Below are 23,775 nucleotides of genomic sequence, written 5' to 3'. Positions count from 1 at the left end.
GTCGTGAAGGCTCTGCCATTGCCTCTTTCCGGTCAAAGCCCTAGCTTGTTGTCCAGTCAACGATAGCAAGGCAGGATTTTGGTGGCTTCCCTCGTTCGTCGCGCGGCATTTGCCGCGCTGTTAACCTCGTCATTTGCATTCCCGGCGCTGTCGGACTCTGGCTCTGGGTCGTATCTGGCCGGGCGTCAGGCAATTTATCAAAGCGATTATATTTCTGCCGAGAAATATTATGCGCAGGCCCTGCGCGCCGACCCTGAAAATGGCAAACTTCTGGAAAACGTCGTCGTAGCGCGTCTTGCATTGGGTGAGATTGAGCGCGCGCTGCCGGTTGCGCAGTCAATTGAGGCGCTCGAACTGCCAAGCCAGGCGGCAAAGATGGTCATCATGGCCAACCTGATCGACGACGGAAAGCTGGATGAACTGCTTGCACGTGATCCTGAAACTCAAGGCGTTGGGCCACTAGTAGATGGTTTGGTTCTGGGTTGGGTCTATGTGGCGCAAGGTGCCATGACCAAAGCGATGGAAAAGTTCGACGAAGTCGGCACCCAAGAGGGGCTTCTGGAATTCGCGCTTTACCACAAGGCGTTGGCGCTGGCGTCGATTGGTGACTTCGAAGGGGCCGAAGAGATTTTTGCGGCAAACAACGGAGCGGTGTCGCGGTTTTCGCGCCGTGCGGCCTTGGCCCGGACCGAAGTATTGTCGCAGCTGGACCGCAACGAAGACGCCCAGCAATATCTGAAAGACGTATTTGCGGCGGGCAGTGACCCATCCATTGAAGGTTACGTGGCGCGTTTGAAGGCGGGTGAAACGTTGCCGTTTACACACATACAGTCGGCGCAGGACGGTATGGCTGAAGTGTTCTTTTCTGTCGGCGCCGCGCTCAGCAGTGAGGCGTCACAGGATTATGTGCTTCTCTATGCCCGGATTGCCGCGTTCCTGCGCCCGGACCACGTGGACGCAATCCTTCTAAGTGCCGAATTGCTGGACGCGCTGGAACAATATGACCTGGCCGTCGAAGCCTATCGTATGGTGCCGTCCACCAGCAGCGATTATCACGCGGCCGAGTTGGGCCGGGCCGAGGTTCTGAGCCGTTCGGGAAAAACGGACGCTGCGGCCGAAGTTTTGCAGAACCTCGCGGCGCAAAGCCCCAGCCTGCCCAGTGTGCATGTGGCCCTGGCTGATTTGCAAAGACGGCAAGAAAACTATGTCGATGCCGTTGGGACCTATGACACTGCTATCGAACTGACCGAGCAGGGTGTCAGCGGCAACTGGTTTTTGTATTACGCCCGCGGTATCTCGCATGAACGTCTCAAGCACTGGGAAGCGGCTGAGGCCGATTTCCGTCGCGCGCTGGAACTGAACCCCGATCAGCCACAGGTTTTGAACTATTTGGGCTATTCGCTGGTCGAACGGCAGGAAAAGCTGGACGAAGCACTGAACATGATCGAACGCGCTGTCGCGGCGCGCCCTGACAGCGGCTATATTGTCGACAGTCTTGGGTGGGTTTTGTTCCGACTGGGCCGCTATGACGAAGCCGTCGCGCATATGGAGCGCGCGGTCGAGCTGATGCCGGTTGATCCCGTAGTAAATGACCACCTTGGCGATGTATATTGGGCCGTGGGCCGCGCGCGTGAAGCTGAATTTCAGTGGAAGCGTGCTCTGTCCTTTGTTGACCCCGACGACACGGATGGTGAAGCCGACCCCGAGCGCATTCGTCGCAAGATTGAGGTGGGCCTGGACGCGGTCTTGGCCGAAGAAGGCGCCGATCCCCTGAAAGTCGCCAATGGCAATTGAGGGTTTTGCGCCCGCCAAGATCAACCTGACCCTGCATGTGACCGGCCGACGCGATGATGGATATCATCTGCTGGACTCTCTCGTCGTGTTTGCAGATGTCGGGGATAAGCTGGAATTCACGCTGGGGTCAGAGCTGTCGATGTCAGTGGCCGGTGAACACGCCAAGGGCGTTCCGGCGGACGACCGAAATCTAGTCTGGAAAGCTGCCGCCGCCGCTGGATGGACCGGGCATATCAACCTGAACAAAGCGCTGCCCCACGGTGGTGGCATTGGCGGCGGATCATCCGACGCCGCGGCGACACTGCGCATGATCGTAGATCAGGGTGTGGCTATCCCTAGCGAAACTGCCCTGACCCTTGGTGCGGATGTGCCGGTATGCATGATGGCAAGAGCCACCCGGATGCGCGGCATCGGCGAACGTTTGCAGCCACTCTCACTGCCGCAATTGCCAGCGCTTTTGGTCAATCCTGATGTCGAAGTCCCAACCGGCGCCGTATTCTCTGCCTTGCAGAGCCGCGACAACCCGCCAATGCCTGATGAAATCCCGGTCTTTGAAACGCCCAAGGCATGCGCGGATTGGGTGCAGGAACAACGCAATGACTTGGAGCCACCGACAAAGGGCATCGCACCCGAGGTTGCCCGGGTGCTGGATGATCTGTCGGATACGAAAGATGTTCTGCTGGCTCGGATGTCAGGTTCGGGTTCGACCTGTTTTGCGCTCTACCCAACCATGAAAGCCGCCCATTTCGCAGCTTACGAGATTGGCGCGGCGCACCCCGATTGGTGGTGCCGCGCCACGCAGCTTAATTGAGGCGCGAAACCACGTAGTCGGCCAGATCGCGCAGCAACGACCGGATCTCGTGATCCGGCAGCGCGTCCAGCGCGGTCTTGGCTTTGGTGGCCCAGCCAAACGCGTCCGACCGTGTTGCGTCCAGCGTGCCGTATTTGTTCATCAGGCTCAGCGCATGGTCCAGATCGCCGTCTTCCTGACGGCCTCGACCAATTGTACGCTCCCAAAAGGCGTGCTCTTCCGGGGTGGCCTGTGCGATAGCCTTGATGACGGGCAAGGTCAGTTTGCGCTCGCGGAAGTCGTCGCCGACATTCTTTCCGGTCGCCTTGCTGTCACCCTGATAATCCAACAGGTCATCGGCAATTTGGAACGCAATTCCCAGCGCATCGCCGTATTCGTATAGCGCTTTAACCTGATCCTCAGCCGCGCCAGCAATCACGCCGCCCACTTCGGTTGCGGCGGAAAACAGCGCGGCGGTCTTGCCGCGCACGACCTGCAAATAGATTGCCTCGGTAGTGCCCAGATCGGTGGCAGCGGTCATCTGCAACACTTCGCCCTCGGCAATGGTGGCCGAGGCATTGGCCAGAATGTCCAGCACCCGCAGCGAACCGGTCTCAACCATCAGTTGGAAACTGCGAGAAAACAGGTAGTCGCCGACAAGAACGCTGGATTTATTGTCCCACAACAAGTTCGCCGTGGGGCGGCCACGCCGCTGTGCGCTTTCATCAACGACATCGTCGTGCAACAGGGTCGCAGTGTGGATGAATTCAACCGTCGCGGCCAGGCGCACGTGATGATCACCCGGATAGTCAAACATCCGGGCCGCCGCCAGCGTCAGCATTGGGCGCAGACGCTTGCCGCCTGCTTCAACCAGATGCGCAGTCACTTCCGGGATGCGCGGAGCGTGTTCCGAGGCCATGCGCGTGCGGATCAACTGGTTTACGGCGTCCATTTCGCCGTCCAGAATCTCGGCCAGGCGCTCATGCGGTTTCGAGATCGTGTCGATGTTCATCACTCTCCTGATACAAGGCTCGACTTCCGCCTTGCCTTGCCCTTACATCCATCCCCATGAAAGAACTTTTGCGCAGCACCGATCCGACGATTCTGGCCTTTGCTTCCGCCCTTCTTGAGGGCGAGGATATAGACTGCTTTCAGATGGACGTAAATATGAGCATCCTCGAAGGAGGCATAGGAATCTTTCCGCGCCGCCTGATGGTGCGGGCCGATGACCTGACCCGCGCAGAACGGGTAATGCGTGACAACGAAATCCCGCTGGGCAGATGAACCTGTTTTCCGATAGTGAATTGACCCAAAATGATTTTCTGGGCGGGCGTGTGCGTTTGTTGCAGCCGCGCGCAGGATATCGCGCGGGGGTTGACCCGGTCTTGCTGGCAGCGGTCGTCCCGGCGACACGTGGTCACACCGTGTTGGAACTGGGCTGTGGCGCGGGTGCCGCGATTCTGTGCCTGCTGGCCCGCGTGCCGGGTCTGCAGGCCGTTGGGGTCGAGTTACAGGCAAGCTATGCAGAATTGGCAAGCCGAAACGCCGCGGAAAATGACGCGCCGCTGGAGGTAGTCGAGGCCGATATCAGTGCATTGCCAGCTACGCTCAAACAGCGGCAATTCGATCATGTACTCGCAAACCCGCCTTATTACCGTGCTGGCGCGCATAGCCCGGCCGATGACACGGGGCGTAGTATTGCGTTGGGCGAGCAAACGCCTTTGGAGACATGGATTGACTGCGCGGCCAAGCGCCTCGCGCCTCGCGGGTACTTGCATATGATCCAGAAAGCCAACCGTCTTCCCGACATATTGATCGCATGCGAAGGGCGGTTGGGATCGGTTGAAATTCTGCCACTGGCCGCCAGAGCCGGTCGCAAGGCAGAATTGGTAATTTTACGGGCCAGAAAGGGTGGGCGCGCCGATTTTCAGCTGCGTGCGCCAGTCGTATTACACGACGGGGATCGGCACGAACGTGATGGGGAAAGCTATACGCCACGGGTCTCAGACGTGTTGCGCAAAGGGGCCTCGCTGCCTGGGTTTTCTGATCAATAGGCATTAACCAGCCGAATTTGTCGGATTTATTACAGATTCTGTGCGTCTGCGGCGTGACAGGCTGGAAACGATGTGGTCAACTTCTTACGTGAACCTGAGACACCAACGAAGGAGTATCGCCATGAGCGTGAGCGCACATCTGACCGAACTGAAGAAAAAGCACGAAACTCTCGGTCTTGAAGTTGAACAAGCCCAACGCGCGCCAGGTATCGATGATCTCCATATCGCTCAACTCAAAAAACAAAAACTAAGGCTAAAAGAAGAGATCGAACGCCTGTCAGCCTAGGTTTTCATACTCGCCCGCGCGGCAATGGCCGCGCCGCCAGTAATCAATAGGGCCGCGATCGCCAGACCCCAGGACGGGGCGGCGATCCCGGCCACAACCAAAGCTAGCGTAGACAACAAGGGTGCCGCGTACGACGCCGTCCCCAAGAGTTGTATGTCGCCTTGCTTGACCCCAATATCCCAAACATAGAACGCCAACCCCACCGGTCCCAGGCCCAGTGCGATCACGGACGTCCAGCTAAAGGCGCTGTCAGGCCAGACGGTGTCTTCGACAGCAAGGTGCAGCAAACCGGATGCTATGGCGGTCGCAATGCAGAAAACGGCGACTGAGCTGGTTGGTGTATCGCCCAGCCGACGCGACAGGACCGAGTATCCAGACCATGTCAGCGCGCATAACAAGGCCAACGCGTAGCCGGGCATGTGGTCGGTCTGAAACCCGGTGCTGCCACCCCCGGCGATGATCACGGCAGCCCCTGCAAACCCAAGGCACGCGCCGAATAAATGACCGATGCGCAGGTGTTCGCCCGGCAATAGTCCGGAAAACAACACGATGAGCAATGGCCAGAGATATGCGATCAGACCAGCCTCGGCCGCCGGGGCCATGCGCAGGGCTGAGAAATATAGCGCGTGATAGCCGAACAACCCGACTGTGCCGAACAGATAGGTGGTCCACGGCACGTCCCGCAATTGCTGCAACCCTCCGCTGCGCCAAGTCCAGATCAGGCCAAGTGTTCCACCAATCGAAAAGCAGATTGCATTCAGCAACAGTGGCGGCGTGGGGGATGACCCGACGGTGAACAAGGCCAGCAGCGACCACAGCAAGACGGCGGCAAACCCGATGGCTGTAGCGCGCGATTTGGTCATGGGCTTTGAATCTCTTCGACCGGGATGATGTTGAAATCGTCCGAGATATGCGCGGTCTTTTCGATCTCAGCCATGAACCAGTCGCGGAAAGCGGCGATTTGGGGCCTGTTTTCTGCACCTGGCAAGCACAGAAACCGAAACCGGCCTTGTGTTTCGATAGCCGTTTTGAACGGAGCAACAAGACGCCCCTCGGTAAGGTCCTTCAAGATCATAGCCCGACGACCCAGTACCACGCCCACGCCCGCAACCGCAGCATCAATTGCGTGGTCTGCGTTCGAAAAATGCGCTCCATGTGTTGGGGCATAATCCACTCCGACCGCGCGGAACCAGGTTGGCCAATCGCTGGGCGGTTGCAGGAACGCAATCGAATCGTCAAAGATCAATGGTGCGTCCCGCAGGCTGTCGGGGGTGGGGAATTGCTCGGCCAGATCTGGTGTCATTACCGGGGTCAGCCATTCCTTGCGAACTTGTAGGGAATACAGCCCTTCATCGCCACCGTAACCAAACCGAATGGCGACATCCACGTCATCACGTTCAAGGTCCATAATCCGCAATGTTGCCGAGAACTTGAGATCAATCTCGGGATGCGCCCTTGCAAATTCATACAGGCGCGGTGCCAGCCACTTGGCTGTCAGCGCCGGGCCTGCTGTCACGGTCAGCGAGGTATCGTTGCCCTGTCGGCGCGCAGCTTGCCACGCCGTCTGCAATGCGGCGAATCCATCGGCCGCGCCGGGGGCAAGGGCGCGTCCGGCCTCGGTCAGCTCAACAGCGCGGTTCAAGCGGTGAAACAAGGGCCGGCCCAGATGTTCCTCCAGTGATTTGATCTGGAAAGACAGGGCTGCCGGGGTCACGCGCAACTCCTCTGCGGCTTTGGCAAAGGACATGTGGCGTGCTGCGGCGTCAAAGGCACGCAGGGCGGTGAGTGGGGGAAGATAGTTGCTCATCAATACACAAGAATATCTTAACTGAAACCCAAAGAAAGCTCGTTTGCCGTCTTGATTGATAAGGCGCATATTGGGTTCAAGTCAAACACAGCTGAACTGAAAGGAAGACTGCCATGATCGAAATGACGACCAACCCCGCAGCTGCCCGAGCCTTTCAGCGGGCGCATGCCGAACGCGGCAAGATGATCAAACACGCCATTATGTGGCTATTCGGTTCCCGCTGAGCGCCGCGCGCGCGTTCTTACGGGATAAAAAAGGGCCGGTCCGAAATGGACCGGCCCGTTGTCTTTTCTACGCTTCAGATCAGACGAAGAATTGCGCACCGTTGGCCGAGATGGTCGAGCCATTGATGAACTGAGAATCGTCGGATGCCAGGAACGCCACGCAGCGCGCGATTTCTTCGGGCTCACCCAGGCGACCTGCTGGGATCTGGCCGATAATGGATTCGCGGACTTTTTCGGGAACAGCCATCACCATCTCGGTTGCGATGTAGCCGGGGCAGATCGCGTTGGCGGTGATACCAGCGCGCGCGCCTTCCTGGGCCAGCGATTTGACGATGCCCAGATCGCCTGCCTTGGTCGCGGCATAGTTCACCTGAGCGAACTGGCCCTTCTGGCCGTTGATCGAGCTGATGACAATGACGCGGCCAAACTTACGCTCGCGCATGCCGTTCCAGACGGGGTGCACGGTGTTGAACACGCCGGTCAGGTTGGTGTCGATGACCTGGTGCCACTGTTCCGGGGTCATCTTGTGGAACGGTGCATCGCGGGTGATGCCCGCGTTGGCGACCACGATGTCGATGGGGCCGACTTCAGATTCGACTTTTTCAATTCCGGCTTTGGATTCGTCGTAATCAGCGACGTTCCACTTGTAGGTGGCGATGCCGGTCTCTTCGGTGAACTTCGCGGCGGCTTCGTCGTTCCCCGCATAGGTGGCTGCAACATTGTACCCTTCGGCCTTGAGCGCCTTGGAAATTGCTGCGCCGATGCCGCGGGAGCCGCCGGTAACGAGTGCTGTACGTGCCATTTAGGAATCCTCCAATTTAAGTCGTCTTGGTAATGCTGTTACTTTGAGAGGTGATCGTGCGCAATATTGTTTCGTCATGAAATTTGATTTTCCGCTTGGCAATATCGTCGCATCTTTGGGTTAAGGACCCAATGTAACAAAAAAGGGCGCCCAATGGACGCCCTTTTTTATTTGGTTATCAACGCACTTAGTCGCGCTCCACGCACAGGGCGACGCCCATGCCGCCGCCGATACACAGGGTCGCCAGACCCTTTTTCGCGTCGCGACGCTTCATTTCGAAGAGCAGCGTGTTCAGAACGCGGCAGCCCGAAGCGCCGATCGGGTGACCGATGGCAATGGCGCCGCCGTTCACGTTCACGATCGATGGATCCCAGCCCATGTCCTTGTTCACGGCGCAAGCCTGTGCGGCAAAGGCTTCGTTCGCCTCGACCAAATCCAGATCGTCAACGGACCAGCCCGCTTTTTCCAGCGCTTTGCGCGAGGCGTAGATCGGGCCCACACCCATGATCGACGGGTCCAGACCGGCAGTTGCATAGGATGCGATACGGGCCAGGGGCTCGATTCCGCGCTTTTCAGCATTCTCGGCCGACATCAGCAGCGTCGCCGCCGCGCCGTCGTTCAGGCCAGAAGCGTTTGCGGCCGTGACCGAACCGTCCTTTGCGAAGGCCGGACGCAGCTTTGCCATCGCTTCCATGGTCGCGCCGTGACGGATGTATTCGTCGGCGTCCATCACAATATCGCCCTTGCGGGTCTTGATGGTGAACGGTGTGATTTCGTCGGCGAATTTACCGGCCTTTTGCGCGGCTTCAGCTTTGTTCTGCGAGGCGACAGCGAATTCGTCCTGCATATCGCGGCTGATCTGCCATTTCTCGGCGACGTTTTCAGCGGTCTGGCCCATGTGATAGCCATTGAACGCATCCCACAGGCCATCGCGGATCATCGTGTCGATGTATTTCATGTCGCCCATCTTTTGACCGGCACGCAGAGCGGCCGCATGGGGCGAAAGAGTCATGTTTTCCTGACCACCGGCAGCAACGATATCGGCGTCGCCCAGTTGGATGTGCTGTGCGCCCAAAGCAACGGCCCGCAGACCCGAGCCGCAAACCTGATTGATACCCCATGCCGCACTTTCCTGCGGCAGACCGGCGTTGATATGTGCCTGACGGGCGGGGTTCTGACCCTGAGCTGCCGTCAGCACCTGTCCCAGAATGGTTTCGCTGACTTCGCCCTTTTCCACGCCTGCGCGTTCGACTACGGCCTCCAGTACGGCGGCCCCGAGATCATGCGCGGGTGTGTTTGCAAACGAGCCGCCAAAGCTACCCACTCCGGTGCGCGCGGCGGATGCGATTACTACGTTGGTCATTTAGACAATCCTTTACCGTCAAGGTCCTGCGGGATATTCGACGGCGCGGATCGCACAGAGACAACTCTGTGGCAGTAAGAGCGCCTCATGTTCCCCGCTCCAACTCCACATGGCATAGCGCAACGCTGCAGTTGCAGCAACGGTCAGCTTGCCTCAGGTCGGGCGTGGACCGGATAAATCACTCTAACTGGCTGTATGTTTGCGCTTTTCCGCCCTCCACGGGGCGGAAACGGTAGGGGCGCCAAACAGGAACCCCTGCAGGCAGTCGACGCCGTTGGCAATTAGGAATTCGGCATCCTTCTGTGTTTCGACTGATTCGGCGGTCACCAGAATCTCGAATTCTCGCGCCACGGCGATCAGAGCCCGTACCAAAGCCTGATTGTCCCGATTTTCGCCGATTCCGTGGATGAACTGGCCGTCGATCTTGGCAGCATCAAAGAAAAACTCGCGAAAATTGCGAAAGCTGAAATTGCTGGCCCCAAAGTCGTCAAGCGCAAAGGCGATGCCGCGCGGCTGCAGCCGGTCCATGAAATCGATCACCAGCTCAGGCACCGTCATAGCCGAGCTTTCTGAGATTTCCAAAATCAGCCTTTCGCCAATATTGGGGTCTTTCTTCAGAAACCGCTCCAGCACACGTGACCATCGCGCGTAACCGATCGAACGGGCAGACATGTTGATGGACAGGCGAATGTCGGGGTTTTTGGTCAGCGTCCGCAATCCCATTTCAAGCGCGACACAGTCCAGTTCGCGCCCGATTGGAGTGTTTTCCAGTTGTGGCATGAACTCGCGCGCGGGGATGACCCGACCGGTTTCATCCAGCACTCTGATGAACCCTTCATAGAAAGCGACGTCATGCTGCCTGTTCGCTTGCATCACAGGTTGAAAGGCCAGTTTGCACTGTTTGTGCTTCACCGCCTCGGTCGCCATTTCAATCGTCGAGGCATCGCGGGATTTGACAGCCGCGTTCAAGGGGCTGTCCCCACCTTCGGGCAAATCTGCCAGTACCTTCTTCCGCATGTGCAACCCGTTTCCCTTAACGCCGCCGGTCCGGTGACGATTTCAGAGGAAAGGTGTGAATCTGCGGTTAAGACAAACGCAATTGATTGAAGTCAGGTTTGGGTCAACGAGTCGTTTCCCAGATGCGTCCCAGCGCTGCAAAGCCGCCGACCACCGCACCCATGAACCCCAAAAGCATCATACCAAAACCCAACGCGACAATCCCGGTCGCACCGCCAGCCAGCGCTGTCAACATAGCGAGCACCACTCCGGTAAGACCCATAACGGTGGAAAGGGTTGTCAGTCTGGTCATGTTGCCTCCGGTTACTCGCACTGCACACATCGATTTGATATGGGACGCGAGGGCCGGATTTCAAGAAACGGGTCGATTGGGTCGGCGGTATCAGGCCTGTTTTGCTTGCGTATTAGGCTGTTTGGTGTCGAATTGTTCGAATCCGGGCGTTCCACGATCTTCCGGGTGGCGGTCCAGATGCTTGGCCTTGATCTGTTCGGAATTGTCCCGGCTGCCATCATGGCTGTAGCCCGGCGGTGCAAAGCAATAAGCCAGTCGCTGACGTATTGTCAGGCCCGGTTGTGTCGCGTCGCGCCAGATTCCAACCCATTCGTGAAAGGCCACGCGCAGCGGGTTGAAGGTGCCGATATTGTGCACCAGCCCATAGTCGACGCGGTCATCTTCCTGTTCGGGGACAAATGTTCCGAACAGCTTGTCCCAGATGATGAAAACGCCGGCGTAGTTGCAGTCCAGGTAGCGTGCATTGCGACCATGATGGGCGCGGTGGTGGCTGGGCGTGTTCATCACCGCCTCGAACCAGCGGGGCATCTTGCCGATGGCTTCGGTATGAATCCAGAATTGGTAGATCAGGTTCAGACCACCGACGAACAGCACCATCGCCGGATGGAAACCCAATAGGATCAAAGGCGCGCGAACCACCATCATGAAGGTAAACGTATAGGTCCATGTCTGACGCAGGGCGGTGGTCAGGTTGTAGTGTTGCGAGCTGTGGTGGTTCACGTGGCTGGCCCAGACCCAGCGAATGCGGTGACCAAAGCGGTGCACCCAGTAATAGCGGAAATCATCCAGCACAAAACACAGAAGGATAATAGGGATAGAGGTGCCCAGGTTCAGCGGCGTGATCTGCCACAGCCACATGAAGAATGCATAGGCGATGAATCCCAACAGAAAGCCGGATGCGATGTTGCCTGCCCCCATGATCAGCGATGTGACAGCGTCCCGCGTCTCATAGCGGCCACCGCGTCCTTTGACGGCGATCCACAGAAACTCGGCCAGAATGGCAGCTATGAAAAAGGGGACGGCCCACTGCACGGCGTCCGGGAAAGTCACGTGGTCGGTCATGCGGGCTCCATCAGGTGCTGCCAGTGGCGGCGTTCGCGTTCATCAAGGTGGATTATGGCTTTGGGCGTTCCAAAGTCGTGGAATTGAACCTCGAACCCTTGCGGGTGATCCAGCAGATCAAAGTCCAGCAGGTGCCGGGCGACGGTGTCTGCGCCAAAAGACCACAGCAGACCATTTCCTGTTTCGGTTCGGATCAGGGCCGCGTGCCCGTCATGTGCAACGGTGACATCGATGATCGCATCATCCGGCGCATGGCGCAGCCATTCTGACCACGCCAATTCGGGCGATAGCACGCGCAATCGGGATCTACCTGACAGGTGCAGCAACAGGGTTATCCCGGCGATGCCTCCGACCACCAGAACCAATAGAATTTCAAGCGGCATTCCGTCCTCCTGCGCGGCAGAGTGCAAAGCGGCAGGCAGGCTGTCAAAGGTGGCGTCGCGTCAGCTATGTTCCAAACTGTCCAGAACCTCATACTGGACAACTCGCTGGACAAACGGCACCAACCCGTCCGGCCCCGAGGCGCGATCCTTTAGGTGAATACAGATATCGGGCCTGCGCGCCGCGATGATGCCCACCATCTCGCCGCGTATCCTGTCATCAAGACCGGCACCCATGATCGCGCAGGCGATGCGCGGCTCTTCGTCCAGTTGCCGTTTGACTTCTTCCTGATCATGCGCGCCAAGCCATTGGATCGGAAGGTGATCCAATTGACGCGCAACATCACCGATCACGTTGGGCAATTTTCCAATCAACAGAACTACCGGTTTCATCGTCGTCTCCCCTTCCTTCAGGTTGCAAACGAAAACCGGCCCATCTGGGCCGGTTTCAGCATAGCACAAAACGTTCAGGAAGGCCTGATGCTTCAGCTGTTGCCCTCGACAAGGGTTGAAACGATGGCCTTGGCGCTGTCCGAATTCCACTCGGCATCGCCAATCAATCGAGCAATCTCGTTGCCGTCGGGGTCCAGAATGACGGTAATTGGCAGGGCGATCACGCCCATTTTGCGTGCAACTGCCGATTGGGGATCCTGATGACGTGGCAGGTTGTCGATGCCGTTTTCCTCGAAAAACTTCTTGATCCCGGCTGGCGAGTTGCGCCCGGTGGCCAGTGTTACGACCTCGAACTTGTCGCCGCCGAATTCTTCTTGCAGTTCTGCGATCTGGGGCATTTCCTTGCGACACGGCGCACACCAGGTGGCCCAGAAGTTCAACAGAACATACTTGCCCTTGTAATCCGCAAGCGTCGCGGTGCCGCCGTCATCCTCAAGCTGAAATTCAACTGCTTCGACTGGCTTTGGCTCTTTGTGCAGGATCAGCCGTTTTAAGGAGTCCTCCCGCAGCGGTGCCAGAGTTTCGGCATCCGTGGCCAAAGCCGCGTTTGCACCCAACGCAAGGGCCATATAAAGGGGGATCAGACGAAATAGGCGCATATCAACTCCGGGTTTTCTTACATGACCGATCAATCTTCGAACCAGATGTGGGGCGGCCGCTTTGCCGCCGGTCCAGACGCGATCATGGAGGCGATCAACGCCTCGATCGGGTTCGATCAGCGGATGGCAGCCCAGGACATTGCAGGCTCGCGTGCCCATGCCGCCATGCTGGCTGCCACAGGTGTTATTACTGATAGTGATGCGCAGGCTATTCGGGAAGGGCTGCTCACCGTTTTGTCAGAAATCCAGAACGGAGAATTTCAGTTCTCGACCGCGCTGGAAGACATCCACATGAATGTCGAGGCGCGCCTGAAAGAGGTGATTGGCGAACCCGCTGGTCGTTTGCATACAGGCCGGTCGCGCAATGATCAGGTGGCGACCGATTTCAAACTTTGGGTCCGCGATCAGTTTGATGCGGCTGAATCCGGCCTGTTGGCTCTGATCCGCGCGCTTTTGGCGCAGGCTGAGGCTGGCGCTGATTGGGTCATGCCTGGCTTTACCCATCTGCAGGTGGCGCAGCCGGTGACATGGGGTCATCACATGATGGCCTATGTCGAGATGTTTGGCCGCGACCTGTCCCGCGTCCGCGATGCCCGCGCGCGGATGAACGAATCCCCTCTGGGGGCCGCCGCGCTGGCCGGCACTTCCTTCCCCATCGACCGGCACATGACGGCGGAAGCCTTGGGTTTTGACCGCCCCGCCGCCAATTCGCTGGACGCCGTCAGCGACCGCGATTTTGCGCTGGAGTTCCTGTCGACCGCCTCGATCTGCGCCGTCCATCTGTCGCGCTTTGCCGAGGAACTGGTGATCTGGTCCTCGGCCCAGTTTCGGTTTGTCACCCTGTCTGACCGGTTCTCGACCGGCTCGTCGATCATGCCGCAGAAAAAGAACCCTGATGCAGCGGAACTGATCCGGGCCAAGGTGGGCCGCATCTATGGCGCCAACACGGCACTGATGATGGTGATGAAAGGCCTGCCGCTGGCTTATTCCAAGGACATGCAGGAAGACAAGGAACAGGTCTTTGATGCTGCCGACAACTGGATGCTGGCGCTGGCGGCGATGGAGGGCATGGTCAAGGACATGACCGCCAACCGCGACAGCCTGGCCGCCGCAGCTGGGTCCGGGTTTTCAACCGCCACCGATCTGGCCGACTGGCTGGTTCGGGTGCTGGGCCTCCCATTCCGCGATGCGCACCATGTGACCGGATCGCTGGTGGCGATGGCCGAAAGTAAGGGCTGTGATCTGCCGGACCTGTCGCTTGAGGACATGCAATCGGTTCATGCGGACATCACGGATGATGTCTTTTCTGTTCTTACGGTCGAAAACTCGGTAAACTCGCGCCAATCCTATGGTGGCACTGCACCGGATCAGGTGCGTGCCCAGGTCAAGCGGTGGAAGGCGCTGGTGTGATGCAGATACTACGTGTGGTCCTACTATTCGCGGCCGGGGTTGCCCTGGCAGGCTGCGGAGCGGATGGCGAACCCATCCAACCCACGATGAGCGCAAATATCGGTGTCGGCAGCAGCGGCACGTATGGCGGTGTCGGGGTCGGCCTGCGACGCGGTGGGCTGGGCGTTTTCCTGGGGCTGTAATCGTCGATGGCAATCTCGCATAACCATGCCTATTTGAACGGCATATTGGCCGAGTGCCAAATTCAAAAAAGAAGTCAAGACAATGAAAATCATCGGCCTGATCCTCTCGCTTGTCGTACTGGCAGCTTGCGACCCCACATATAAACCCCGCCCCGAGCCCGCAGAGACATCAACCGGGAACGGCATCAAAATCTCGGGCTATGGCCGGGTCGGTGTTTCCACATCGAACTGATCTTGCGCGGAATCCATTGATCCGCGTAGCCATTTTGGTCTAAGCGCGCAGTCATGGATCACTTTCTCTACCGCGACGGCGCGCTATACGCCGAGGATGTCCCGATTTCCGAAATCGCAGCTGCGGTCGGAACACCATTCTATGTTTACTCCACCGCGACGTTATTGCGGCATTTCCAGCTTTTCGATGATGCGCTGGACGGCATGGATCATCTGGTCTGTTATGCGATGAAGGCGGCCAGCAATCAGGCGATCCTGAAGACGCTGGCACAGGCCGGTGCGGGGATGGACGTGGTCTCGGGCGGGGAATACCTGCGTGCCAAGGCGGCTGGCGTGCCGGGCGACAAGATCGTGTTCTCGGGCGTTGGCAAGACCGCGGATGAGATTCGCGCTGCGTTGAGCGGCGGTATCCGCCAGTTCAACGTGGAATCCGAACCTGAGATGGAAGTGATCAACGCCATCGCGTTGGAACTGGGTGTGGTCGCGCCGATCACCGTTCGGGTGAATCCGGACGTAGACGCCAAGACCCATGCCAAGATCGCGACTGGCAAGTCTGAGAACAAGTTTGGGATCCCGATCGCACGCGCATCTGAGGTTTATGCCCACGCAGCCAGCCTTCCGGGGCTGGAGGTGATCGGTATCGACGTCCATATCGGCTCGCAACTGACCGAGTTAGAGCCGTTCGAGATAGCCTACACCAAAGTCGCCGAACTTACCGAAAAGTTGCGGTCCGAGGGACACAATATCCGACGCCTTGATCTGGGCGGGGGATTGGGCATTCCATACACCCGCGCCAATGACGCACCACCGTTGCCGGTGGAGTATGGCGCGTTGATCAAGAAAACGCTGGGCCATCTGGGCTGCGAGATCGAGATCGAACCTGGCCGCCTGATTGCCGGAAACGCCGGTCTGATGGTCAGCAAGGTAATTTACGTGAAATCTGGCGAGGGTCGTGACTTCCTGATTCTGGATGGCGCGATGAACGACCTAATCCGTCCGGCTATGTACGAGGCACATCACGATATCGTTGCCGTGCAGGAACCCGCTCCGGGCGTTGAACAACAACCCTATGACATAGTTGGCCCTGTTTGCGAAAGCGGTGATACTTTTGCAAAGGAACGCAACATGCCGCCCCTTGCGCCTGGCGATCTGGTCGCCTTCCGCAGCGCCGGGGCCTACGGCGCAGTGATGTCCAGCGAATACAATACCCGCCCTCTGATCCCCGAGGTTCTGGTGCATGGGGATCAATTTGCAGTTATTCGTGAACGGCCAAGCTTTGACGAAATCATAAACCGCGATACCATACCTGAGTGGCTTTGACGCGATAGGCGCGTGGGCCCGATCAGGAGGCCCGCTTTGCGCGTAAAACACAACCTGCCGATCCCAAGACTGTCCCTGTGGCTGACGCACGCAGGGATGCTGGCCGAGCAGTTTTTGCGCGCGTTTTGGCCGTTTTTCTCGGTTTTGATGGCGATTCTGGCGGCTTTGATGCTGGGCTTGCAGGACGAGGTCCGCGTTGAAATCGTCTGGGGCGTGGGCGCTGTCGCACTGTTGGGGCTGGCCGCTACGCTGTTTGTTGGTGCAAGGCGATTCCATTTCCCTTCACGTGCCGAAGCGCTGATGCGGCTGGATGCGGCTATGCCGGGGCGGCCTATCCAAGCTTTGATAGATGATCAGGCCATCGGCGCGATGGACGCGGATTCTGTCGCGTTGTGGCGTGCGCACCAGAATAGGATGGCGCGACGTGTTGCGCAGGCCGAACCTGTCAAACCCGATTTGCGGCTGGCGGATCGCGACCCTTATGCGCTGCGTTATTCGGCGTTGCTGGCGCTGGTGATCGCGGCGATGTTCGGGTCGTTCTGGCGCATCGGCTCGGTGGCCGAGATGACGCCGGGCGCCGCCGTGGCAGGGCAAGGTCCAAGCTGGGAAGGCTGGGTTGAGCCGCCCCGTTACACCGGGCTACCGACACTGTATCTGGCTGATCAATCCGATCCGACGTTGTCCGTTCCGCAGGGCAGTCGTATCACTCTTCGCTTCTACGGGGAAATCGGCGCGCACAGTTTGACGGAAACCACCACGCCTTTGGGCACTGAGGCGGCCACCGAGCCGGAGCAGGATTTTGTCGTCGAACGCTCGGGCCAGTTCAAAATCGACGGCCCATCGGGCCGCGACTGGGCGCTGAACGTTATTGCGGATACCCGCCCACAGGTGGCCGTGGCCGGTTCCGCCGAGTCCGAGGCCGGCGGTCAGATGAAACTGCCATTTGCTGCCAGCGATGATTATGGCGTGGTATCCGGCTCGGCTGTGATCGAATTGGATCTGGCCTCAGTCGACCGGCAGTATGGTCTGACGGCTGCGCCTGAGCCGCGCGAGGTCATAACGGTTGAACTGCCCATGCCGATCACCGGCGACCGGGCGGATTTCACCGAAGATCTTATCGAGGATTTTTCACAGCATCCATGGGCGCATTTGCCGATAAAAATCACTTTGATGGCCCGAGACGCGGCGGATCAAGAGGGGCAATCCGAGCCTTATGCGACTGCGCTGCCCGCCCGTCGGTTCTTTGATCCGCTGGCGGCTGCCGTAATCGAACAGCGCCGCGATCTACTATGGACGCGCGAAAACGCGACCCGGGTTTCGCAGATGCTGCGGGCGGTATCGCACCTGCCCGAAGAACTTTTCCGGTCAGACACTGCCTATCTGCGCCTGCGCGTGATCCTGCGTCGGTTGGAGATGTTCAACGAGTACGGCCTGAAACCGGAACAGCAGGCAGAAATCGCCGAGGCGCTTTGGGAGCTAGGCGTTCTGATAGAAGACGGCACCCTTGCCGACGCGCTGGAACGCATGCGCCGCGCGCAGGAGCGCCTGACAGAGGCGATGAAAAACGGTGCCACGGATGAAGAGATCGCCGAGTTGATGCAGGAACTGCGCGAGGCAACGCAGGACTACATGCGCCAATTGCAACGTCTGGCGCAGGAAAACGGCGAGTTCGACGAGAACCAGCAAGGTCAGGACGGCGAGTCCATGCAAATGACGCAGGACGACCTGCAACGCATGATGGACCGAATTCAAGAGCTGATGGAACAGGGCCGCATGGCCGAGGCGCAGCAAGCGCTGGAAGAGTTCCAGCAGATGATGGAGAATATGCGCGTTACCCAGGGCCAGGGTCAGGGACAACAGTCCGAAGGCCAGCAGGCGATGGAAGGATTGGCCGAAACTCTGCGCGAACAGCAGGGTCTGAGCGATCAAGCCTTCCGTGACCTGCAGGAACAGTTCAACCCCGGCGCGCAAGCCGGCGAAAGCCAGGGCAACGAAGGCCGCTCGGGTGGGCAGGGCCGGGGCCAGAGCCACGAAGGACAAGGCGGTCAGGGTCAGGGGACTGACGAACAGGGCAGCGGCAGCCAGCAAGGCCAGGGGTCACTTGCAGATCGCCAACAGGCCTTACGCGACGAGCTGAACCGCCAGCAGCAAGGATTGCCCGGAACCGGAACGCCCGAAGGTGACGCCGCGCGCGATGCGCTGGACCGTGCCGGGCGCGCGATGGAGGGTGCCGAAGAAGCCCTGCGCGGCGATGATCTGGCCGAAGCAATTGACCAACAGTCCGAAGCGATGGAGGCACTGCGCGAGGGCATGCGATCCCTGGGCGAAGCGCTGGCACAAAACCAACAGAACCAGCCGGGCCAAGGATCGCAGGAAGGCGATATGCAAGCCGACAACCGTGACCCATTGGGACGTAGCCCAGGGGCCAATGGCACAATCTCGACCGATGAAAACCTGCTGCAGGGTGAAGATGTCTATCGCCGCGCCCGCGAATTGCTGGACGAAATCCGCCGCCGGACTGGGGAATCGGATCGCCCCCAGATCGAATTGGAATACCTCAAACGCCTGTTAGAAAGGTTCTGATCTAAGTCAGTTCTGAGAGGTGCCAGACCCGGTCTGTGCCTCAAGCCACAAACGCGCCTGATCCACCAGAGAGACATAGCTGTTGAGAACCGGATCAGCCTGCGGCACCGCTTCGGAAATCTTCTGAGAATTGCTGTAGATCAGCAACAGGATCACGCCGACAATCAGAATCAGCAGGAACCCGCGCCGGAACCCGCCAGACTTGGCGGGCGGGGGAATGTCCTCATCCAGCTTTGGCAGGGGGTCGTCGCTGCGCAGGCTGGAATTGATTGCCTCGACATCCGGCAGCGCGTCTTTCTGACCGAAATCCTTTGCTGTTTCTGTAGCGATCAGGTCCTTGGCGGCTTTTTCCACTTCGGGCGGCGCGTCGAGTGCCAAATCGGTCTGCGTCTCAAGGCTGCCGCCTTCATGGGCGCGCAGGTCTGCTTCGCGGGCTGCTTCTTCCTTGAGGATGTTGGCAACCGCCGGGTCGACATTCCCGGTCGAGGAAGCTGCGGCAGGTTCGGGCTCTGATTTGGGCTCTTCGACAGGTTTCGCGACAATCTCTGGCGTTTCCGCCTTTGCCGTGGGTTCGTTCGCGGGCGGTTCCGGCTTTACCGGTTCAGATACAGTTTCGGGGTATTTGGCCTGAAACCAAGTCTTTTCGCAGTTGGAACACTGCACATCGCGGCCTTCCTCGGGAATGACCTCGTCTGGCACTTCGTACTGAGCACCACAATTCGGACAAGTAAGACGCATGCTGCCTCCCGGTCGGGGGCCCGACCTGATAATAGTTTTTTCAGGGATGTTATTCCGTTAAGACCTGACCGCAAAGGGTGTTTTCGGTTTCACACGGCAAGTGTCACCAATTCGACCCGGTGCAGGCATTGAAACCACAACCGCGCTCGGGCAAGAAGGGCGGCAACAATAATTGGGGGCCCTTGTGATCGAGCTGGAAAACGTCAGCTACACCTATGGTGATGGTGAGTTGCTAAGCGACGTGTCGCTTCAGTTGCAGCCGGGGTCGTTCCATTTTCTGACCGGTCCGTCGGGTGCGGGCAAGACGACCTTGCTCAAGCTATGTTATGGCGCGTTGCTGGCCACATCAGGACGGATGACCGCATTTGAGCAGGACATTGCACGCCTGGACCGAGATCAGATGGCGCTGCTGCGTCGCCGGATCGGGGTCGTGCATCAGGATTGCCGATTTCTGGACCATATGACCTTGGCTGAAAACGTCGCTTTACCGTTGATGGTGTCCGGCAAAGGCGAGAATGCGCAGAAAGAAGACCTGCTGGAATTGCTGAACTGGGTCGGGCTAGGCACACGGCTCGATGCGCTTCCGCCGGAACTTTCCGGGGGTGAGCGTCAGCGCGCAGCTTTGGCGCGGGCGGTTATCTTGTCGCCGGACGTTGTGCTGGCCGATGAGCCGACCGGCAATGTGGATTGGGAAATGTCCCAGCGATTGCTGCGCCTGCTGGTCGAGTTGAACAAGATGGGCAAGACCGTGCTGATCGCGACCCATGACCTGAGCCTGATCCGCGCGGCCAAAAGCCAGGTTCAGGCCCGTGTCCTTCGGATATCGCAGCGCCAGATTCAATTGGCGGGGGCGGATCTATGAACAAGGGCACCATCCGCAGCATGCTGGTGCGCGACAAACGCGCAGATCGGGTTGTTCCACCATCCGGCTACACGGCGCAGCTGACACTGTTCGTTTCTGGCGCGATGGCCTTTCTGGCCGTTTTCGCGCTTGCCTTGTCGCTGGCATCAGGCCGGCTGGCCGACCGTTGGGCATCGGAACTAGCAGGGGCTGCCACTTTGCGTATAAACGCGCCCGCCGAACAGCTTTCCGCCCAGACCGAGGCCGCGCTGACCGTGCTGGCCCAAACCCCAGGCGTTGCGTCGGCACGCGCCCTGACCGCCGAGGAACAGGTCGCGCTTTTGTCCCCGTGGTTCGGTCCTGATTTGCCGCTGGATACGCTGCCTATTCCGCAACTGATAGAAATCATCGAGGGCGAACCGGGTCTAGATACCGCTGGCTTGCGCTTGCGACTTGGCGCCGAAGTGCCCGGCGCCGTGCTGGACGACCATTCACGCTGGCGCGAGCCGCTGGTCGAGGCGGCAAACTCGCTGCGGCGATTGGGCTGGGTGTCTATCCTGCTGATTGGCGGCGCAACGGCGGCGATGATCACGCTGGCGGCCAATGCCTCACTGGCGGCCAATGCCCAAATCATCGAAGTCCTGCGCCTTGTCGGTGCCCGTGATCGTTTTATCGCCAGCGCATTTGTACGGCGGTTCACATATCGCGCTTTCTTCGGTGCCCTCGTTGGCGTGCTGTTCGGCATGACCGGTGTTCTGCTGTTGCCCGAAGCCTCAGTTGAAGGCGGGTTTCTGACCGGATTGGGTTTTCGGGGGGTTGGCTGGCTGTTGCCTGCGCTGATACCTCTGCTGGGGGCTGCGGTGGCGTTCTTGGCCACCTGGACAGCGGCCGTGCGCAAATTGAAGGAGCTTTCGTGATGGTTACAGCGATCCAATGGGTGCGCTCTTTGATCTTCATGATCGTGATTTATGCGTGGATGCTGATCCTTGGTATCGTTTTCGCGCCCTACGCGCTGTTTACCAAACGCGGGGCATTGCAAGCCTGTAAAACCTACGCGCGATCGACGATCTGGTTGGCCAGCTGGATGGTTGGCATCCGTTGTGAGGTTCGCGGAAACGTTCCCGTGGACGAGGTCGTGATCGGAGCCAAACACCAGTCCTTTCTCGACATCATCATGATTTTCAGCGCCATTCCGCACGGCAAGTTCATTATGAAAAGGGAACTGCTGTATACCCCGGTTATCGGTCTCTATGCCCGCCGCCTTGGGTGTATACCGGTTGATCGCGGCAGAAAGGGTGCTGCCGTCGCCAAGATGGTCAAAGACGTGGCTAAAGAGTTCTCTGAGCCCGGGCAGCTTGTGATTTACCCGCAGGGCACGCGCGTCGCACCGGGGGCGAAGAAACCCTACAAGGTCGGGACAGCGGTTCTGTATGAAGGACTGGGCTTTCCTTGTGTGCCGGTTGCGACGAATGCCGGTGTCTTCTGGCCGCGTACCGGGGTTATGCGCAAACCTGGTCTTGCAATCGTCGACTTTCTTGACCCGATCGAACCGGGTGTGGGGCGGGATCAATTTCTTGGACGTCTGGAAGACGTGATCGAAACACGATCCAATGCATTGATGCGAGAAGTGGGGTTTGAACCGGATGGAGCTCATTAAGAACATCGAAACGCTTGAGGCGCTCTACGGCACACCGGGCGCGCCTTCACTGCGCAAAGTGGCCAGACAGCTCACTCCGCTTTATCGCAAATGGATCATGGCGTCGCGCCTGTGCATCCTCAGCACCGTTGGGCCCGAGGGGGTCGATGGCAGCCCGCGAGGTGACGACGGCCCGGTTGTACTGGAACTTGATCCGCACACACTGGCGATGCCTGACTGGCGCGGAAATAACCGGCTGGACAGCCTGCGCAATATCGTGCGCGACCCACGAGTGTCGTTGATGTTCATGGTGCCGGGGTCCAACAGTGTCGTGCGATTGAATGGCACGGCGCATGTGACAGCTGATGAAAATTTGCGCGCGCAGTTCGAAAAGCAGGGCAAAAAACCAGCAACAGTAATCGTTATAGAAATCACTGAGATTTACACCCAATGCGCCCGTGCCTTGATGCGGGCCCGTACCTGGGTCAGTGGCGACGAGACCGCGCATGTGCCGACCGTCGGTGAAATCCTCGCCGAGGCGTCGGACGGCGAGGAAGGCGGCACGCAATATGATCAGGAATGGGGTGTGCGCGCCGCGAAGACGATGTGGTAGGCGCGGGATCAGGCTGCCGCGGCACCGATCCGGGCTACCTTTGATATCCAGCGGTCCACGCTGCCGGGTTTGGGATAGCTGGCGCCCGAAAAGTAAGTGAACCGGGTCGGTTTGAAACCGACAAATCCCAGAATCTGATCGCGGATCTGGCGGATCAGTGCTTGCCTGTAGATGAAACGCATGAACCAACCCGGCGTGTCAGATGTAAGGATGACCCGCGCCGTGCGCCCTGTCAGCATAGGTGCTGGAAAGCCGATCCTTGTAGTATTCCGCGTGTCGAAGGTGCGTCCGGGGATGAATGCCCGGTCAATCAAACCTTTCAGCTTGGCCGGTAAGCCGCCCCACCACATCGGCGCCGTCAGGACAAGGTGTTCGCTCCATTCAAAATCCTGCAGCACTTGTTCCAATGCGGGTTCTAACGGTTTGAAGTCCTCATAGTTTCCCTGACCGAAATCATGGTCAAATTGCAGGTCGCTTAGGTGAATCATGCGAACGTCGTGCCCCTGTTGTTTGGCCGCGCCGGCATAGGTTTCTGCAAATGTTCGGGACAGGCTGGTTTCTCCTGGGTGTCCGTCGAGGATCAGGATTTTCTTAGGGTGCATCGCGAATCTCCAAAAATGACCGTGGTCAGTTTATTATTGGAAAAAATGACCACGGTCAATTACAAATTTGACCACGGTCAAAAAACATGCGAACAGAGCATATGCAAAAGACAGTTCAAAAGAGAACCCTCAAAACGCGCGCCCGATTAATCGAGGCCGCAGAGGACGTTACCGAAAGAAATGGCTATCAGGCTTTGCGAGTGGAAGACGTGGTTCAGGCAGCCGGGGTCGCAAAGGGAACCTTTTTTGCGCATTTCCGGGACAAAGACGCGCTAATGGAAATGCTGATTGGTGAGAGGCTGGTTGCCTGTTTCGATCAGGTCGAACAGGGCCCCGCCCCACACACGGCCCCCGAAATCGCCGATGCGCTGCAACCGATCCACGCCTTCATGACGTCCGAGCGCTATGTGTTCGATCTGATCATCCGGTACTCAGGCGCTACCGCAATCACCGAGATCGGGCCCATAGCACGCTGCTTCGAACGCTATGTCCGACTGGTCGCTGGTTGGTTGGAAACCGCGAAGGTGCGCAAGGACATTTCCCCCGACCTGCTGGCCGAGGGGGTTCAGGCTTTTGCTATTCAGTCAATGTCACTGAAATTCTGCGCTCTGCATGAAGCAGAGAGTTTTTCAGACAGGTTGGAAATCTATCTGGACGCGTGGTTAACCCCGGCAGCCTGACGGCGGACGGGTTTCC

At 58.7% G+C, this 23,775-nt stretch carries 28 protein-coding genes; 15 read left to right on the top strand and 13 right to left on the bottom strand.

Features of this window, described 5'->3' with window-relative positions; all coding sequences use genetic code 11:
* Nucleotides 1-81 precede the first annotated feature (81 nt).
* Nucleotides 82-1,794 carry a tetratricopeptide repeat protein gene (locus AC2FD9_RS15585; RefSeq protein WP_496837715.1) on the top strand — a complete coding sequence of 571 codons (1,713 nt, stop codon included), beginning with the start codon at nt 82-84 and terminating at the stop codon, nt 1,792-1,794.
* Complete coding sequence (locus AC2FD9_RS15580; RefSeq protein WP_496837714.1) at nt 1,784-2,605, top strand: 4-(cytidine 5'-diphospho)-2-C-methyl-D-erythritol kinase; 822 nt, start codon at nt 1,784-1,786, stop codon at nt 2,603-2,605. Before AC2FD9_RS15585 ends, AC2FD9_RS15580 begins: the two co-directional genes overlap by 11 nt.
* Here AC2FD9_RS15580 and AC2FD9_RS15575 read toward each other — a convergent pair.
* Nucleotides 2,598-3,596: a polyprenyl synthetase family protein gene (locus AC2FD9_RS15575; RefSeq protein WP_108860731.1), complete on the bottom strand. Its 999-nt coding sequence runs from the start codon at nt 3,594-3,596 to the stop codon at nt 2,598-2,600. The genes AC2FD9_RS15580 and AC2FD9_RS15575 overlap by 8 nt on opposite strands.
* Nucleotides 3,597-3,652: 56 nt before the next feature.
* Here AC2FD9_RS15575 and AC2FD9_RS15570 point away from each other — a divergent pair, with 56 nt between their 5' ends.
* From AC2FD9_RS15570 to AC2FD9_RS15560, 3 genes are all read left to right on the top strand, one after another.
* The gene (locus AC2FD9_RS15570) at nt 3,653-3,868 is read left to right on the top strand and encodes a putative signal transducing protein (protein ID WP_037316655.1); all 216 of its coding nucleotides are present in this window, start codon (nt 3,653-3,655) and stop codon (nt 3,866-3,868) included.
* Nucleotides 3,865-4,638, top strand: coding sequence for a tRNA1(Val) (adenine(37)-N6)-methyltransferase (locus tag AC2FD9_RS15565; RefSeq protein WP_282169823.1), 774 nt, complete (start codon nt 3,865-3,867; stop codon nt 4,636-4,638). The genes AC2FD9_RS15570 and AC2FD9_RS15565 overlap by 4 nt, the downstream gene beginning before the upstream one ends.
* Before the next feature lie 121 nt (nt 4,639-4,759).
* A complete protein-coding gene (locus AC2FD9_RS15560; RefSeq protein ID WP_082649277.1) occupies nt 4,760-4,924 on the top strand; it encodes a YdcH family protein in 165 nt (54 codons plus the stop codon).
* Here the strand turns inward: AC2FD9_RS15560 and yddG are convergent.
* The 10 genes from yddG to AC2FD9_RS15510 form a co-directional block, all read right to left on the bottom strand.
* Nucleotides 4,921-5,787 carry an aromatic amino acid exporter YddG gene (gene yddG / locus AC2FD9_RS15555; protein WP_496837710.1) on the bottom strand — a complete coding sequence of 289 codons (867 nt, stop codon included), beginning with the start codon at nt 5,785-5,787 and terminating at the stop codon, nt 4,921-4,923. The genes AC2FD9_RS15560 and yddG overlap by 4 nt on opposite strands.
* Entirely contained in the window at nt 5,784-6,731 is a 948-nt protein-coding gene (locus AC2FD9_RS15550) for a transcriptional regulator GcvA (RefSeq protein WP_496837708.1), read from the bottom strand. The genes yddG and AC2FD9_RS15550 overlap by 4 nt, the downstream gene beginning before the upstream one ends.
* 303 nt (nt 6,732-7,034) lie before the next feature.
* Complete coding sequence (gene phbB, locus AC2FD9_RS15545) at nt 7,035-7,757, bottom strand: acetoacetyl-CoA reductase (protein ID WP_496837706.1); 723 nt, start codon at nt 7,755-7,757, stop codon at nt 7,035-7,037.
* Between the two features lie 187 nt (nt 7,758-7,944).
* Complete coding sequence (locus AC2FD9_RS15540) at nt 7,945-9,120, bottom strand: acetyl-CoA C-acetyltransferase (protein WP_496837704.1); 1,176 nt, start codon at nt 9,118-9,120, stop codon at nt 7,945-7,947.
* 183 nt (nt 9,121-9,303) lie between these two features.
* On the bottom strand, nt 9,304-10,137 hold the full coding sequence (locus tag AC2FD9_RS15535; protein ID WP_496837702.1) for an EAL domain-containing protein: 834 nt from the start codon (nt 10,135-10,137) through the stop codon (nt 9,304-9,306).
* Between the two features lie 103 nt (nt 10,138-10,240).
* Entirely contained in the window at nt 10,241-10,429 is a 189-nt protein-coding gene (locus AC2FD9_RS15530; RefSeq protein WP_282120095.1) for a hypothetical protein, read from the bottom strand.
* Between the two features lie 90 nt (nt 10,430-10,519).
* Nucleotides 10,520-11,491: a sterol desaturase family protein gene (locus AC2FD9_RS15525; RefSeq protein ID WP_496837700.1), complete on the bottom strand. Its 972-nt coding sequence runs from the start codon at nt 11,489-11,491 to the stop codon at nt 10,520-10,522.
* On the bottom strand, nt 11,488-11,874 hold the full coding sequence (locus AC2FD9_RS15520; RefSeq protein WP_058273554.1) for a hypothetical protein: 387 nt from the start codon (nt 11,872-11,874) through the stop codon (nt 11,488-11,490). The genes AC2FD9_RS15525 and AC2FD9_RS15520 overlap by 4 nt, the downstream gene beginning before the upstream one ends.
* Nucleotides 11,875-11,934: 60 nt before the next feature.
* Nucleotides 11,935-12,264 carry a hypothetical protein gene (locus AC2FD9_RS15515; protein WP_058278908.1) on the bottom strand — a complete coding sequence of 110 codons (330 nt, stop codon included), beginning with the start codon at nt 12,262-12,264 and terminating at the stop codon, nt 11,935-11,937.
* 92 nt (nt 12,265-12,356) lie between these two features.
* Entirely contained in the window at nt 12,357-12,923 is a 567-nt protein-coding gene (locus tag AC2FD9_RS15510) for a TlpA disulfide reductase family protein (RefSeq protein WP_058273552.1), read from the bottom strand.
* Nucleotides 12,924-12,944: 21 nt separating this feature from the next.
* Here AC2FD9_RS15510 and argH point away from each other — a divergent pair, with 21 nt between their 5' ends.
* The 5 genes from argH (at nt 12,945) to AC2FD9_RS15485 (ending at nt 18,649) form a co-directional block, all read left to right on the top strand.
* A complete protein-coding gene (gene argH, locus AC2FD9_RS15505; protein WP_496837697.1) occupies nt 12,945-14,333 on the top strand; it encodes an argininosuccinate lyase in 1,389 nt (462 codons plus the stop codon).
* Nucleotides 14,333-14,515, top strand: coding sequence for an argininosuccinate lyase (locus AC2FD9_RS15500; protein ID WP_496837278.1), 183 nt, complete (start codon nt 14,333-14,335; stop codon nt 14,513-14,515). Before argH ends, AC2FD9_RS15500 begins: the two co-directional genes overlap by 1 nt.
* A gap of 82 nt (nt 14,516-14,597) precedes the next feature.
* Nucleotides 14,598-14,747 (top strand): hypothetical protein, encoded by a 150-nt coding sequence (locus tag AC2FD9_RS15495; protein ID WP_186437433.1) that lies wholly within the window; start codon nt 14,598-14,600, stop codon nt 14,745-14,747.
* A 53-nt stretch (nt 14,748-14,800) separates the two neighbouring features.
* Entirely contained in the window at nt 14,801-16,066 is a 1,266-nt protein-coding gene (gene lysA / locus AC2FD9_RS15490) for a diaminopimelate decarboxylase (RefSeq protein ID WP_496837695.1), read from the top strand.
* A 36-nt stretch (nt 16,067-16,102) separates the two neighbouring features.
* The gene (locus AC2FD9_RS15485; protein ID WP_496837693.1) at nt 16,103-18,649 is read left to right on the top strand and encodes a TIGR02302 family protein; all 2,547 of its coding nucleotides are present in this window, start codon (nt 16,103-16,105) and stop codon (nt 18,647-18,649) included.
* A 6-nt stretch (nt 18,650-18,655) separates the two neighbouring features.
* Here AC2FD9_RS15485 and AC2FD9_RS15480 read toward each other — a convergent pair whose 3' ends face one another.
* Nucleotides 18,656-19,387 carry a zinc-ribbon domain-containing protein gene (locus tag AC2FD9_RS15480; RefSeq protein WP_496837691.1) on the bottom strand — a complete coding sequence of 244 codons (732 nt, stop codon included), beginning with the start codon at nt 19,385-19,387 and terminating at the stop codon, nt 18,656-18,658.
* 184 nt (nt 19,388-19,571) lie between these two features.
* Here AC2FD9_RS15480 and AC2FD9_RS15475 point away from each other — a divergent pair, with 184 nt between their 5' ends.
* From AC2FD9_RS15475 to AC2FD9_RS15460, 4 genes are read left to right on the top strand one after another with little or no spacing between them, the layout of a single operon-like run.
* The gene (locus AC2FD9_RS15475) at nt 19,572-20,249 is read left to right on the top strand and encodes a cell division ATP-binding protein FtsE (RefSeq protein ID WP_058273548.1); all 678 of its coding nucleotides are present in this window, start codon (nt 19,572-19,574) and stop codon (nt 20,247-20,249) included.
* Nucleotides 20,246-21,145 (top strand): cell division protein FtsX, encoded by a 900-nt coding sequence (locus AC2FD9_RS15470; protein ID WP_496837689.1) that lies wholly within the window; start codon nt 20,246-20,248, stop codon nt 21,143-21,145. The genes AC2FD9_RS15475 and AC2FD9_RS15470 overlap by 4 nt, the downstream gene beginning before the upstream one ends.
* Entirely contained in the window at nt 21,145-21,885 is a 741-nt protein-coding gene (locus AC2FD9_RS15465; RefSeq protein WP_496738902.1) for a lysophospholipid acyltransferase family protein, read from the top strand. Before AC2FD9_RS15470 ends, AC2FD9_RS15465 begins: the two co-directional genes overlap by 1 nt.
* Nucleotides 21,872-22,477: a pyridoxamine 5'-phosphate oxidase family protein gene (locus AC2FD9_RS15460; protein WP_282169813.1), complete on the top strand. Its 606-nt coding sequence runs from the start codon at nt 21,872-21,874 to the stop codon at nt 22,475-22,477. Before AC2FD9_RS15465 ends, AC2FD9_RS15460 begins: the two co-directional genes overlap by 14 nt.
* 8 nt (nt 22,478-22,485) lie before the next feature.
* On the opposite strand, the gene AC2FD9_RS15455 is transcribed toward AC2FD9_RS15460, so the two are convergent.
* On the bottom strand, nt 22,486-23,079 hold the full coding sequence (locus tag AC2FD9_RS15455) for an NAD(P)H-dependent oxidoreductase (protein WP_496837687.1): 594 nt from the start codon (nt 23,077-23,079) through the stop codon (nt 22,486-22,488).
* A gap of 101 nt (nt 23,080-23,180) precedes the next feature.
* Here AC2FD9_RS15455 and AC2FD9_RS15450 point away from each other — a divergent pair, with 101 nt between their 5' ends.
* Nucleotides 23,181-23,759, top strand: coding sequence for a TetR/AcrR family transcriptional regulator (locus tag AC2FD9_RS15450; RefSeq protein ID WP_496837686.1), 579 nt, complete (start codon nt 23,181-23,183; stop codon nt 23,757-23,759).
* The last annotated feature ends 16 nt before the right edge of the window (nt 23,760-23,775 follow it).

The sequence above is a fragment of the Ruegeria sp. YTSC230 genome, from assembly GCF_059609665.1.
This window is presented reverse-complemented; position numbering and strand designations above follow the sequence as displayed.